Raw genomic sequence first — 13,356 nt, 5'->3', positions numbered from 1 at the left:
GGTGGACGCGACGGCCCCCACGCTCCTGTGCGAGGCCCAACCATGAGCAGTAGAGCGGCCACCTCGAGTGCACCGGCGAGAATCGAATACCTCAAGGTGCGTAACTTCCGTGCCTTGCGCGATGTGGAGTTCAAGGACCTCACGCCGCTCACCGTGTTGCTGGGGCCCAATGGCAGCGGTAAGTCCACGGTGTTCGACGTGTTCGCGTTCCTGGCCGAGTGCTTCGAGCAGGGTCTGCGCCGCGCCTGGGACAAACGCGGACGGGCCAAGGAACTCAAGACCCGTGGTGGTGATGGCCCGGTCACCATCGAGATCAAATACCGCGAGCGCGGCTATCCACTGATCACCTATCACCTCGCAGTCGACGAACGGGCCGGGGCTCCAATCGTGGTGGAAGAGTGGTTGCGCTGGAAGCGCGGCAGCCACGGCCAACCGTTCCGATTCCTCGACTATCGCGAGGGTCTGGGAAGTGCCGTCAGTGGCGAACTTCCAGATGAAGAGGATCAGCGTGTCGATACCCCGCTGAAGTCTGCCGATCTGCTGGCCGTGAATGCCCTGGGGCAGTTCGCTGAGCACCCGCGCGTGGCCGCGCTGCGCGACTTCATCACCGGCTGGTATGTCTCCTACCTCTCTGCTGACAGTGCTCGCGGCCAACCAGAGGCGGGACCGCAAGACCGCCTGAGCCGCTCTGGCGACAACATCGCCAATGTGATCCAGTTTCTGGCCGAGCAACATCCACAGCGATTGGAGCAGATCTTTGCTGTGCTGCGCCAGCGTGTGCCACGCATCGAGAGCGTCTTGTCCGAAACCATGCCTGATGGCCGGCAGCTGCTCCAGATCAAGGATGCCCCGTTTTCCCATCCGGTGCTGGCTCGCTTTGCCTCCGACGGCACCCTGAAGATGCTCGCCTACCTGGTGATGCTCAACGATCCTTCGCCTCCCCCCTTCATCGGCATCGAAGAGCCAGAGAACTTCCTTCATCCACGCCTGCTGCAGGAACTGGCCGACGAGTGCCGCGCCGCCATCGCCCAGACCCAGCTTCTCGTCACCACCCATTCCCCCTTCTTCCTCAACGGCTTGCGGCCAGAGGAGGTGCGCGTGCTCTGGCGCGATGTGCAGGGCTACACCCAGGCCCAGCGAGCCAGCGGCCTCCAAGGTGTTCAGGCATTTGTGAACGAAGGAGCTCTACTCGGCCAGTTGTGGATGGAAGGCCAGCTCGGGGTGGGCGATCCCCTCGTGAACCAAGGCGCCCCAACGAGGCCCCTGCCTGGGCGATGACCATGGCCGCCAGCCATCTGGAGTTCCTGGTGGAGGAACCTTCGATGGAAGCCTTCCTCCGCGCCCTGCTGCCGAGGCTGCTTCCTCAGGACCGCACTTTTGAAGTGCACCCGTTTCAGGGCAAGAGCGATCTGCTCGCCAAGCTGGAAGCAAGGCTGCGCGCCTATGCCAGTTGGCTGCCGCCCGATTGGCGCCTGGTGGTGGTGGTCGACCGTGACAATGACGACTGCCACGCCCTCAAACAGCAACTCGAAGCGATCGCCACACGCTCCGGTCTGCGCACCCGAAGTTCGGCAGGGAATGACCCGTGGCAGCTCGTGAACCGGGTGGCGATCGAAGAACTCGAAGCCTGGTTCTTCGGGGATTGGGATGCGGTGCGGCAGATCTATCCCCGCGCGCCCGCCAACCTGCCCAGCAGGCAGGGCTTTCGTGATCCCGATGCCATCGCGGGAGGCACCTGGGAAGCGTTCGAACGACTGCTCCAACGACATGGGTATGTGCCGGGCGGGCTGCGCAAGATCGACACCGCACGGGCGATCGGTGCCGTTCTCGATCAACAGCGGAGCCGATCAGCCAGCTTCAGGGCTTTCCATCAAGCCGTCATCGAGGCAGTGGGATGACCGGCCTCAGCGTTTCCTTTGGCAGAGCGTCCTGAGGATGTCCTTCATCAGCAGCACAAGGTGCAACGGGTCGGTGGGGGACGGCTCGAATTCCGGAATGACATGCAGATAGAACGCTCGCGCCGATGCGCTCTCGGAATGGACGAGCAACCCCCGGCACCCCACTTCAGAGCCGATCTGTGCCGTGCGGCTGATCACATCCGCCAGCAGGGCCCCGCCGAGGCCCCGTCCTTCATGGTGAAGGTCAACCCCGAGCCGGGCCAGCAGGGCAACGGGCTGCGCCGGCGTGATGCTGGCCATGCACCAGGCGTAATACGCCACCACATCGCTACTGCTGGCTTCGGTGACCACAAACATCCGGGTGGTGCCGCCACGGGCATGGTCCTGGCGGGCGTGCTTTCTCAACCAGAGCGTCTGCTGATCGGTTCGGCATTCGAAACCGTCGAGGCGATCGGCGGAGGCCAGCAACCGGGGCGACAGGTAGCTGGCGCTCACTCCTGAATCGGAGAGGGCCGATCCATCAGCGCACGCAGACCCTTCATCGGGCGTGCCGGCCGTTCATTGATGCGCTCCCAGGCGTCGAGAGCCTCGGGGTCAAGGCGGAACTCTTCGCGGTCGGCCAGCACCTGCTGGGCGGCCAGGCGCAGATGGGTGATCACGAAGCCGGTGAGATCGGTGCCCGATGCGGCGACAGCCCGATCGATCAGCAGGCGGTCCTCAGCTGTTGCCCGTACTTCGATGCGTCGATTGCGGGAACGGGTGCTGGCGGGGTCCACAGGCCTGCCTCGATGTCCGGGCTCGTACGGCCACCAAGATCCTTGGCCCACCAAGTCTGAAGACATCAGGCACACAGCCTCCCTATGCTGGCCTGATGAAGCCCTTCGCGTGGAGCTCTGAGAAAAATGCTCAACTCCTGGCCGAGCGGCAGCTGTGCTTCGAGGCGGTGGTGGTTGCTATTGAGGCCGGCGGTCTCCTCGACGTGTTGGAGCACCCCAACCAGCAGCGCTATCCAGGGCAGCGCATCCTCGTGGTACGGCTCCATGGATACATCCACTTGGTGCCCATGATCGAAACCGAAGAGCACCTGTTTCTCAAAACAATCATCCCCAGCCGCAAGGCCAACCGCTTGTACCCACCATCTGCGCCCCCCGGGCCTGAATCATGACCATCCCCTCCTCACCTGAACTGGAGCCTGCAGAGCAGCAGCTTCTCGCTGATTTCGAGGCCGGCGAACTGCGCAGTGTGGCCACGCCAGCTCTTCTCAGCCAGCTCCAGGAAGCAGCGAAGGCAACGGGCCTGAAAGACCAGCGGATCAACATCCGTCTGTCCAGCAGTGACCTCCAAGCCCTCCGCACCCGCGCCATGCAGGAAGGCATTCCCTATCAAACGCTGATCAGTAGCGTGCTTCACAAGTACGTGAGTGGCACGCTGCCGCAATGAACAGACGTGGGGCGAGATTGAGCTAGCGGCCGCTCACCATGTCATCTCAACAACCAGGTGGAACGCCACAGCTCACCTCAAGGAAGGCAAGCTGGGCCCAAAGGCAACCAGTGCATATGTTGCACAGGTTGGATCCGCCATGACCCTCAACGAAGCCCTCATCGAAGAGGCGGCCCTCAGCTGGTTCCAGGAGCTGGGCTACGCGGTGCTCCCCGGCCCCCAGCTGGCTCCCGGAGAACCGACGGCGGAGCGGGAATCGTTCGGCGATGTGGTGCTGGTGGGCCGCCTGCGCGAAGCCATCCGCCAGCTCAACCCGGCCATCCCTGACGACGCGCGGGAAGAGGCCCTGCGCAAGCTCTTGCGCCTGGCCACGCCCTCGTTGCTCCAAACCAACCGCGCCTTCCATCGCCTGCTGCGGGAAGGCGTGGCGGTGGAATACCCCCGGCCCGATGGCAGCATCGCCGGCGACCACGTGCGGCTGGTCGACTTCACAACCGTTGCCGCCAACGACTGGCTGGTGCTGAACCAGTTCGCTGTGAGCGATGGCCAGCACAACCGCCGGCCCGACCTGGTGGTGTTCCTCAACGGCCTGCCCCTGGGCCTGATCGATCTCAAGAACGCCGCCGCTGAAGGTGCCACCATCTGGAGCGCTTACGCCCAGCTGCAGACCTCCAAAGCTGAGATTCCCACCCTCCTTCAATACAACGCCGCCCTGGTGGTGAGCGATGGGCTGCAGGCCCGCATCGGCTCGCTCACGGCCAACCAGGAATGGTTCAAGGTGTGGCGCAGCATTGATGGCGAGGCACACGCCCCGGCCACGGCTTTGGAGCTGGAAACGCTCATCCGTGGCGTGTTCGAGCCGCAGCGGTTTCTCGATCTCCTGCAGCACTTCATCGTCTTCGAGGAAGATCCGGATTCGGGCGCTCTGCACAAGATCATCGCCGGCTGTCACCAGTTCCATGCCGTGAACGCGGCCGTGGAGGAAACCGTGCGTGCCAGCGGCCTGGGCCCTGCCGCCCGAACCCTGGGCGGCCGGCCGGGCGACCGCCGCGCCGGCGTGGTGTGGCACACCCAGGGCAGCGGCAAGAGCTTCTCGATGCTCTTCTATGCCGCCCGCATTGTGCGCCATTCGGCGATGCAGAACCCCACCATGGTGGTGCTCACCGATCGCAACGATCTCGACGACCAGCTCTTCGGCCAGTTCCAGCGCTGCGCCGACATCCTCGGCCAGACGCCTCTGCAGGCCGCCAGCCGCGACCAGCTGCGCGAGCTGCTCAACCGGGCCAGCGGCGGCGTGGTGTTCACCACCATCCAGAAGTTCATGCCCGACAAGGGCGAACCCATGCCCGAGCTGAGCGCCCGGCAGAACATCGTGGTGATTGCCGACGAAGCCCACCGCAGCCAGTACGGCTTCGGTGGCAAGGTGAATGAAAAGACCGGCGAAATCTCCTATGGCTTCGCCAGCAACCTGCGCGACGCCCTCCCCAACGCCTCCTTCATCGGCTTCACCGGCACGCCGATCGAGCAGACCGACGCCAACACCCGCGCCGTGTTCGGCGATTACATCTCCATCTACGACATCCAGCGCGCCGTGGCCGACAGGGCCACCGTGCCGATCTACTACGAGAGCCGCATTTCCAAGCTCTCCCTGAACGCCGCCGCGCTGCCCAGGCTCGACGCCGAATTCGAGGAGATCACCGAAGGCGAAGAGTTCACCCAGAAGGAAAAGCTGAAAACCAAATGGGCCGCCCTCGAAGCGCTGGTGGGCGATCCCAAGCGCCTCACCCTCGTGGCGGCCGACCTGGTGGCGCACGTCGAAAAACGCCTGGAGGCGATGGATGGCAAGGCGATGCTCGTCTGCATGAGCCGCCGCATCTGCGTCGATCTCTACAACGCCCTGATCCAGCTGCGGCCCGAATGGGCCACCGACACCCTCAAGGTGGTGATGACTGGCAGCGCCGACGACGGCCCCCACTGGCAGCCCCACATCCGCAGCAAGGACGCCCGCCGCCAGCTGGCCAACCGCTTCAAGGATGCCGCCGACCCGTTCAAGATCGTGATCGTGCGCGACATGTGGCTCACCGGCTTCGATGCCCCCTGCCTGCACATCATGTATGCCGACAAGCCGATGCAGGGCCACGGCCTGATGCAGGCCATCGCCCGCGTGAACCGGGTGTTCCGCGACAAGCCCGGCGGCCTGGTGGTGGATTATCTCGGCCTCGCCGATCAGCTCAAGCGGGCTCTGGCCACCTACACCGAAAGCGGCGGCCAGGGCGACCCCACCTTCGACACCGCCCAGGCCATTGCCGTGATGCTCGAAAAGCACGGCGTCGCCTCTGATCTCCTTCACGGTTTCAACTGGTCGAACTGGACCAGCGACACCCCCATCGAGCGCCTGCAGCTGCTTCCCGCCGGCCAGGAGTTCATCCTCCAGCAGGAGAACGGCAAGCAGCGCTGGCTGCAGGTGGTGGCCGAACTCTCCCGCGCCTTCGCCCTCTGCGCCGCCAGCGACGAGAGGCCACCGCCATCCGCGACGACGTGAGTTTCTTCCAGGCCCTGCAGGCCGCCCTCGCCAAGCAAACCAGCAGCACCAGCAAAACGCCCGAGCAGATCGATGCCGCCATCCGCCAGCTGGTGAGCAAGGCGATCACCACCGATGGCCAGGTGATCGATGTGTTCACCGCCGCCGGCTTGCCCAAGCCCGACATCTCGATCCTCAGCGATCAGTTCCTGGCTGAGGTGCGCGGCCTCAAGCACCGGAACGTGGCCGCTGAGTTGCTGGAGAAGCTGCTCAAAGACGAACTCAAGGTGCGCGCCAAGCGCAACCTGGTGCAGAGCCAGGTGTTCTCCGAGAAGCTCAAGAAAGCCCTCAACGCCTACCACAACCGCGCCATCACCACCGCCGAGGTGATCGAAGAGCTGATCTCCCTCGCCAAGGAACTCGATGCCGCCACCAAGCGCGGTGAATCCCTCGGCCTGTCCGACGACGAAGTGGCCTTCTACGACGCCCACGCCGCCAACGACAGCGCCGTGGCCGCCATGGGCGACGCCAAGCTCAAGCTGATCGCCGCCGAATTGATCACCCAGGTGAAGAAGAGCGTGTCGATCGACTGGACCCTGCGGGAAGGCGCCCGCGCCAAGATCCGCGTGATGGTGAAACGCATCCTCAACAGATTCGGCTACCCCCCCGATCTACAGGATGAGGCGGTGAAAACCGTGCTCGCCCAGGCTGAGTTGCTGTGCGCCCAGTGGGTTTAAAGAGACTCACTCAGAGGAGTTTCAAGCAACCTCGGCGCGCCCGATCTCTCTCGATCGGGGGCCCAGATGCCCATGGTGTGCGTGGTACTGAAGGGGCTTCATTGCCCAGGTCTTTTCAGCCGGCCACACTCAGGCGTCGGGTATCCGCAGGGTCTGCATCTTCGAGCACTCAACTGACACTGTCCGCCTAGTTCGCCTGGATCGCAGATATCACCGATCGCATGAGGCTGCGATTGAAGTCCGACTGGAACAGCTCTTGGTTCACCCCTCTCAGCCCCTCTCGATTCTGCTGAACTCAACTCACCATCCACGGCACGACTTTCATCAGCAGCACCAGGTGCAACACCAAACCCCCTTGACGATGTGCACTCGGTATGGATGAGCAACCCCTGCCACCCACTTCGGAACCGATATGTGCCGTACGGCTGATCATATCCTCCAGAAGGATAGTGGCCTGATGGCTCTGCTTGAAGTGGATCTCCCTCGTGTTTCAGGGAATAGATCTGTGCATGAGGTGCTGATGATTGAAAGAGGTGGCCGTCGGCCTGTCTTTGATGAGATCGCATGCTCCAAGTTATTGGAGCGCGTTGGTATTCGAAGCTGCTGCTGGAAGCCAGGTGCAAATATCTACTGATTGTTCGTAGCGCTTGATTTGATGCGCTTTCTCAGCTTCCGACTAAAACAAAATGCTGCGCTGACCCCAAGGACTGGCAAGGGTCCAGGGACATATAAGAAGTCGGTCACCTCAGTGACAGAGGGCCCAAACCCATTATCGGTTGATTCGGCATACACGCCAAAAGTGTCGCCGGCTAAGACGTTAAAAGAAAATGTGCCGCTCACACTCTCGCCATTTGCTAGGGTAGGCGGTGGCACCAGCTGAGTCCTGACTCCATTCAGTAAAAATCCAAACGGATCGAAACTAGCCCCATCTTGATCATTTGTCGTATAAAAGTATGAGAATGAAACGATACCATCATTATCGCCTTGAATTTCTATCGACACAAAAGTGGGACCGGAAACTCCATTGTTGTTGCTAGTCAGAATGGCCTTAATCGGTGCATCTAAGAAATTAACTGAACCATCGCCAGGTTCCGCGACATTCCAGTTGGCTGGAACGCAGTTTCCCTCGAACCCAGAGGGACAAAACCCAACAGCTCGAGCCTGTAAGCATGCGCCTGTTGCCATGGCTCCAATCGCCATAAGGAGCGAGGCGCGACAGATGCCCTGCATTTTGCTCTTCGATCTTGCATGTAATCATAACACAGGATGGTTGCAAGGGCGTGTGGCGCGATACAGGGTCGGTGCTCGCAGGGGTTCGGAAAACGTCTGGACGTCAAGGTTGACGTATCTATTTCGAGTGCTGAACTCACATTGCAGGGTGAAGTTACACGCTTTGGGTTGTGATCCTCAGATCCAATACCTCGCCGCCCATGCATTGCCAGCCATTGTCACATCCCCGCCATCAGCACGCGGCATCACCTCCATGGTGGTGCTCCAAGACCTAAGCACCCTTGCCGCCAAGGACAGCGCCGTGGAAGCCATGGGCGACGCCAAGCTCAAGCTGATCGCCGCCGAACGGTTCATCCAGGTGATAAGGCGTGTCGATCGCTAGGACCCAGCGCGAAGGCGCCCGCGCCAAGATTCGCGTCAAGGTCCAACGCCCCGGCAACAGATACGGCTATGCCCCGGATCTGCCAGCTGCCCCTGTGTACGCACGCCAATGCTGAAAGAGGCCGTGCCGTCCCCTGCCCCCACACCCTCACTCCCCTTCCGCCTGATTCTCCGGCTGCGGCAACGAAGGCACCGATGGCAATGGTTGTAACGGTGGTGCTGTTGGCAGCGGCGGCAGGGGCGGCAACGATGGGCGCGGCAGCACCTCCAGATCCGGCGGGTTGGGGGCGGTTTCCGGGCCGATCAGATCCACGGCGGTGCGTTGCACCACCAGCCGGAAGCGCTGCGGCGACTGTCGTTTGTTGATGAAGGCCTGCAGCCCCGCCACCTGGGCGGAGGTGGGCAAGGCGGGATCCGTCACCCGCACCCGGGCGCGGATCAGCGGCGGATTCTTCTCCCAGTCGATCGAGAGGCCCACCAGATCAATGGCCGGATCACCGCCGAGGGTGATGGTGCTGCTGCGCAGCTGTTGCTCGATCACCCGCTCCACTTCCCTGGCCTTCGTCTCCAGCCGCGACTGGTGCAACAGGCGGAAGAAGCTGCTGCCCAGCGGAATCACCAGCAGCGCCGTGAGCGCCACGCTGGTGAGGCCGAGCCGGCTGCGGAAGAGCCGCCGCCGGTACACCCGCTCCAGGGCGCCGAGTGCCGCCATCGCTCCCACCATGATCCCCAGCAGGTTGGTGGCGAACAGCAGCAGCGCCCCGTAGGCCTGACCCCAGAACGACGAGGCCAGCAGGATTCCCACCACACACATCGGCGGCACCAGGGCCACGGCGATCGCCAGGCCGGCCAGGGCCGAGATCGCGTCCTTGCGAAGCTTGGCGAACATCGCCACCGCGCCGGCCACCAGCGCCACGCCCAGATCCAGCAGGTTCGGGCTGGTGCGGTTGATCACCTCACTGCCGAAGCTGGGAAACGACACCAGGCGGCCCACCACCATCGCCAGCAGCACGCAGATCACCACCCCCAGCAGCAGGGTGCGCAGCGCCCGCAAAAACATCGGCAGGCGGCCCCGCAGGATCTCGAACGCCATCGCCTGCAGCGGCATGATCCAGGGCGCCACCACCATCGCCCCGATCACCACGCCCGGGCTGTTGGCCAGCAGGCCCAGGGTGGCGATCAAGCTGGCGCCCACCGTGAGCACCACAAACACCAGATTGAAGCGGGCGTCCTGCTCGAACTCCTGGCGCAACGCCACGAGACGGCTCTCCTCCGGCGCGGCGGTGATGGAGGTCATCGGGGGCCCTTGTATGGGTGAGGCATCATCTTGGAGCGCGATCTGGTGCTCCGCCACTGGCCAGCCCCACCCGCCCCCACCAGCACCTCTGAGACACCGGGGGCACTGGTCGAGGCAGCCGCTCACCCGCCTTGGCCACCCGCGCCGTCTACTCCTTCACCGGTTTTCCCGGCGCCCCGGTGCGCCACCTTTACCTCCACCACGACGGCTACCCCACCGGCGCGGCCTGGCGTTTCGCCACGGCACTGCGGGAGCAGCAGGAGCTGGCTGCGTTTCTGGCCGCCTTCCTCCGCACCCAGCCAGGCGCCGAGCCGTCGGCAGCTCCCGAGCTGGCCGCCGATGCCGATTACCGCTACTAGGTGCAGCTGCTCGCTGGCGAAGTTGGTGGCGACGCTGCCTGCGATCCGGCCGGCGCTCAGGTGCAGGTGCAGTGCTGGCGGCGCCTGCCGGGCGGCAACACCTGGCAAGCCCGTTGCCGGCCGATGCCCCTGGCGCAATTCATCCAGCGCTTCCTGCCCGGTGATCCGCTCTGAACGCCGTAGGGCGGTGGTCAATCAGCCACGTTCACCAGCGTGGCAGGTGCCGATTGCTTGTCAGGGATGAACACGGCATACATGCCGCGCAGATCTCCCACCTTGAAATTGAAGGCTTTGTCGTCGGGATAGTTCGCCTTCACGAAGGCGGGGCGGCTGGCTTTTGTGCCATGGCAGGCCATGCAGCTGCGTACCACGTTGATGCGTCGGTAGTAGTTCACGCCGGTGCCCTGCTCGGTGGTGGCCGGCTGCCAGAGGCCGGTGATCGCCTGCTGGCGGTGGAACAGATCAATCACCTCCCGCTCCTGTCCGTTGCTGGGGGCGTGGTCGGGGTTGCGGTACTTGCTGGCCACCTGGCGCACCTGCCAGCCGTTCTCCTTGCCGATCGCCATCGCCTTCATCCCCACCGGCTTGCACACCTCTTTCATCGTTTCGATGGTGGGGGCGTCGCTCTGGCCCTCCAGGCTGGAGGCCAGAGCGACGCGCATCCGGTCGAGCTGCTCCATCTCCGTCACCGCCCTGGCCAGCTCCGCCGGCTCCACCGGGGAGCGCTCCAGGCTGGCGTGAGCCGGTGGGGTGGCCCAGAGCAGCACGGCAGCGAGCACTCCCAGCGCCCCAACGGCAAGTGCCGAACGGACCAGGCGCCGCAGCGGCAGGAGCAGATGGGGCATGGGGAGCTGCGGGGATGGGGGTGAACGCGGCCAGGTAGGCCTTGATGTGGCTGGACGGTTTTATTGCGGCTGGGTGGGGGTCAAAGTCCCACTAACCGATCGCTGGGGCGATGAGCGCCACAGGGGTGCTGGAACGGGTGGCCAGATCCAGAGGGAAGTTGTGGACGTTGCGCTCGTACATGGCCTCGATGCCCAGCCCGCCGCGGTTGAGCACATCGGCCCAGGTGTTGATCACCCGGCCCTGGTGGTCGATCACGGAGTGGTTGAAGTTGAGGCCGTTGAGGTTGAACGAGAAGCTCGCCACCGCCAGCGCCGCGAACCAGATGCCGATCACCGGCCAGGCGGCCAGGAAGAAGTGCAGGCTGCGGCTGTTGTTGAAGGAGGCGTATTGAAAGATCAGACGGCCGAAGTAGCCGTGGGCGGCCACGATGTTGTAGGTCGCCTCCTCCTGACCGAATCTGTAGCCACGGTTCTGGCTTTCCGCCTCGGTGGTTTCGCGCACCAGTGAACTGGTGACGAGGGACCCGTGCATGGCGGAGAACAGGGCCCCGCCGAACACGCCCACCACCCCGAGCATGTGGAAGGGGTGCATCAGCACGTTGTGCTCGGCCTGCAGCACCAGCATGAAGTTGAAGGTGCCGGAGATGCCGAGCGGCATGCCATCGGAGAAGGAGCCCTGACCGATCGAATACACGAGCAGCACGGCGGTGGCGGCGGCCACCGGGGCGCTGTAGGCCACGGCGATCCAGGGGCGCATGCCGAGCCGGTAGCTCAGCTCCCACTCCCGCCCCATCCAGCAGAAGATGCCGATCAGGAAGTGAAAGATGATCAGTTGGTAGGGGCCGCCGTTGTAGAGCCACTCATCGAGGCTGGAAGCGGCCCAGATCGGGTAGAAGTGCAGTCCGATGGCGTTGGAGCTGGGCACCACCGCGGCGGTGATGATGTTGTTGCCATAGAGCAGGCCGCCGGAAACGGGCTCGCGGATGCCGTCGATGTCGACGGGCGGGGAGCCCACGAAGGCAATCACAAAGCAGACGGTGGCCGTCAGCAGGGTGGGGATCATCAGCACGCCGAACCAGCCCACGTAGAGGCGGTTTTCGGTGCTGGTGACCCAGTCTTTGAAGGACCCCCAGGACAGGCCGGGGAGGCGGCGGAGGGACGTGGTGACCATGGTGTCGAAACACGAAGGACGGGAGGGAGGCGCGGACGTTCGCCACTGGGACGACGGCCCACCGCCAACAGCACTGAGAGAAAGACCTGGCCGCCCTGGGGCGGAATAGGACATCACGGAGGTGCAGTTATGCGGATAAGCACCTAAACCCGTCACAATGCTACCGCTGATCCGTGGCACCGCGTGTGATCCTGCTCCTAGGCGCCTATCGGCAGATCGGCATAGGGTCAGGAGGTCCCAAGCCTCCGCAGCCCATGGCCGTTTCATCTGGTAGGACGCCCAGGCTTCGCGCCAGCAGCGGCGCCGCTGCCCGGCCAGCGAGGCTGGCGGCGCGTCTGCTCGTCGCAACGCTGGCGGCCGTGCTGCTCATCGCCGGGGTGTCGCTGCTGCCACGGCCTGCCCTGGCGGAGGCACCGGCTTTAGCGGAGGGATCAGCTGCAGCGCTCGCAGCGGCTATGGCGGAGGCCTCTCCCCCGCACTGGACGCTCAGTGATGCCGCGGGCCAGCGTTGGGGCCTGGTGTTGTTCGAGCAGCCCGATCCCGCCTATCCAGCGGGCCCGCGCCTGCGTCTCAACGCCCTTGAGCCCGGCCAGCGCATCGATCACCAACGACCGTTGCAGGTCGACGATGGCGCAGCTCAGCAGTGGCAACTGCCCAACCGCAGCGAAGAGCTGGTGGCGGCAGGTGAGACGGCTCTACCGCCGGGAGCCGCACAGTTTGATGCTGCGGGCCTGGTGCCTCCCCCCAGCGACAGGCGCCCCCTGCGTCTGCTGGTACCGATGGCTGACGGGGGCAACGACGCCTCGCTGATGCTCGGCGCGGATCCCACCCAGCAACTGGCCCGCCGAGCCGCCGAGCTCTGACATCTACGAAGCGCCGGTTGCACCGGCATGGCAAGGGCGGCATTCACACCACACGCTTTATCACACCATCGGACTATGCTGATGGTAGAGGCCAACCCGAAGGAGCCGGCCATTCAGGCAGATTCTGAATTAGTCAGATTCTGATCAGATCCAGCCAGCAAGTCATCCAACATCTGCGATAAACCCCCCAACCAACGCCTTTGACGCAGGGCCTGGTCGCTGTCATCCGATGATTCCGGTTCCGGCAGTACCTGCAACCGCGCATCACAAGCACGAGGGACTGAATCCTTGAAATATCCATTCATTTAGAACCGACCACACGACTTTCGTTGTGCGACAACATCCTTACCTCTCCATAGGCCTGCAATGAATTCGATAACGCCCCAGCCCAATTCTGGTACCAATCCTTCCCACACCATGAGCTAGGGAGACTCTGGAAAAGTCAGCCTATTCACGGGACAATGGCCTTGTGATCGCATGTAAGGACTGGGTTCATGGGTGGAAAGCAGCTTGGATTCGGGGACTACGAGCAGTCCACAGCCAAAAAGCGCACCAAACGTGAGCGTTTTCTCTCTGAGATGGAGGCGGTTGTGCCCTGGAAGGCGCTCATCGAT

At 63.6% G+C, this 13,356-nt stretch carries 15 protein-coding genes; 10 read left to right on the top strand and 5 right to left on the bottom strand.

All coding sequences use genetic code 11. The annotated features are described in order from the left end of the window. The first annotated feature begins 42 nt into the window (after positions 1–42). On the top strand, positions 43–1,278 hold the full coding sequence (locus KBY97_RS00080; protein WP_255144595.1) for an AAA family ATPase: 1,236 nt from the start codon (positions 43–45) through the stop codon (positions 1,276–1,278). 2 nt (positions 1,279–1,280) lie between these two features. Further along, a complete protein-coding gene (locus tag KBY97_RS00075; RefSeq protein ID WP_255144594.1) occupies positions 1,281–1,898 on the top strand; it encodes a DUF4276 family protein in 618 nt (205 codons plus the stop codon). 6 nt (positions 1,899–1,904) lie between these two features. Here KBY97_RS00075 and KBY97_RS00070 read toward each other — a convergent pair whose 3' ends face one another. Together KBY97_RS00070 and KBY97_RS00065 are read right to left on the bottom strand one after the other, a co-directional pair. Then, positions 1,905–2,393 carry a GNAT family N-acetyltransferase gene (locus KBY97_RS00070; protein ID WP_255144593.1) on the bottom strand — a complete coding sequence of 163 codons (489 nt, stop codon included), beginning with the start codon at positions 2,391–2,393 and terminating at the stop codon, positions 1,905–1,907. After that, positions 2,390–2,674 carry a DUF1778 domain-containing protein gene (locus KBY97_RS00065; protein ID WP_255144592.1) on the bottom strand — a complete coding sequence of 95 codons (285 nt, stop codon included), beginning with the start codon at positions 2,672–2,674 and terminating at the stop codon, positions 2,390–2,392. Before KBY97_RS00065 ends, KBY97_RS00070 begins: the two co-directional genes overlap by 4 nt. A 95-nt stretch (positions 2,675–2,769) precedes the next feature. Between KBY97_RS00065 and KBY97_RS00060 the strand changes: the two genes are divergently transcribed. The 5 genes from KBY97_RS00060 to KBY97_RS00040 all read left to right on the top strand — a co-directional run bounded on the left by KBY97_RS00060 (position 2,770) and on the right by KBY97_RS00040 (position 8,208). Further along, the gene (locus tag KBY97_RS00060) at positions 2,770–3,063 is read left to right on the top strand and encodes a toxin (protein ID WP_255144591.1); all 294 of its coding nucleotides are present in this window, start codon (positions 2,770–2,772) and stop codon (positions 3,061–3,063) included. Next, positions 3,060–3,338, top strand: a complete 279-nt coding sequence (locus tag KBY97_RS00055; RefSeq protein ID WP_255144590.1) for a CopG family antitoxin — start codon at positions 3,060–3,062, stop codon at positions 3,336–3,338. Before KBY97_RS00060 ends, KBY97_RS00055 begins: the two co-directional genes overlap by 4 nt. A gap of 139 nt (positions 3,339–3,477) precedes the next feature. Then, positions 3,478–5,880 (top strand): type I restriction endonuclease subunit R, encoded by a 2,403-nt coding sequence (locus tag KBY97_RS00050; RefSeq protein WP_255144589.1) that lies wholly within the window; start codon positions 3,478–3,480, stop codon positions 5,878–5,880. Continuing rightward, positions 5,877–6,596 carry a DUF3387 domain-containing protein gene (locus tag KBY97_RS00045; RefSeq protein ID WP_255144588.1) on the top strand — a complete coding sequence of 240 codons (720 nt, stop codon included), beginning with the start codon at positions 5,877–5,879 and terminating at the stop codon, positions 6,594–6,596. Before KBY97_RS00050 ends, KBY97_RS00045 begins: the two co-directional genes overlap by 4 nt. 1,483 nt (positions 6,597–8,079) lie before the next feature. Beyond that, positions 8,080–8,208: a hypothetical protein gene (locus KBY97_RS00040; RefSeq protein WP_255144587.1), complete on the top strand. Its 129-nt coding sequence runs from the start codon at positions 8,080–8,082 to the stop codon at positions 8,206–8,208. A 147-nt stretch (positions 8,209–8,355) separates the two neighbouring features. Here KBY97_RS00040 and KBY97_RS00035 read toward each other — a convergent pair whose 3' ends face one another. Then, on the bottom strand, positions 8,356–9,504 hold the full coding sequence (locus KBY97_RS00035; RefSeq protein ID WP_255144586.1) for a DUF389 domain-containing protein: 1,149 nt from the start codon (positions 9,502–9,504) through the stop codon (positions 8,356–8,358). 131 nt (positions 9,505–9,635) lie between these two features. Between KBY97_RS00035 and KBY97_RS00030 the strand changes: the two genes are divergently transcribed. Continuing rightward, positions 9,636–9,863: a hypothetical protein gene (locus KBY97_RS00030; RefSeq protein ID WP_255144584.1), complete on the top strand. Its 228-nt coding sequence runs from the start codon at positions 9,636–9,638 to the stop codon at positions 9,861–9,863. Further along, positions 9,864–10,037, top strand: coding sequence for a hypothetical protein (locus KBY97_RS00025; RefSeq protein ID WP_255144582.1), 174 nt, complete (start codon positions 9,864–9,866; stop codon positions 10,035–10,037). Positions 10,038–10,054: 17 nt separating this feature from the next. Here KBY97_RS00025 and KBY97_RS00020 read toward each other — a convergent pair whose 3' ends face one another. Beyond that, positions 10,055–10,708, bottom strand: a complete 654-nt coding sequence (locus tag KBY97_RS00020) for a DUF3365 domain-containing protein (protein ID WP_255144580.1) — start codon at positions 10,706–10,708, stop codon at positions 10,055–10,057. Between the two features lie 91 nt (positions 10,709–10,799). Then, positions 10,800–11,879 (bottom strand): photosystem II q(b) protein, encoded by a 1,080-nt coding sequence (gene psbA, locus KBY97_RS00015; RefSeq protein ID WP_255144579.1) that lies wholly within the window; start codon positions 11,877–11,879, stop codon positions 10,800–10,802. 254 nt (positions 11,880–12,133) lie between these two features. On the opposite strand from psbA, the gene KBY97_RS00010 reads away from it, so the two are divergent. Then, positions 12,134–12,742: a DUF3122 domain-containing protein gene (locus KBY97_RS00010; protein WP_255144578.1), complete on the top strand. Its 609-nt coding sequence runs from the start codon at positions 12,134–12,136 to the stop codon at positions 12,740–12,742. The last annotated feature ends 614 nt before the right edge of the window (positions 12,743–13,356 follow it).

Source organism: Synechococcus sp. ATX 2A4, from assembly GCF_024346375.1.
GTDB lineage: Bacteria > Cyanobacteriota > Cyanobacteriia > PCC-6307 > Cyanobiaceae > MW101C3.
The sequence above is the reverse complement of the archived record's forward strand: the minus strand, read 5'-3'. Positions and strand labels throughout refer to the sequence as shown.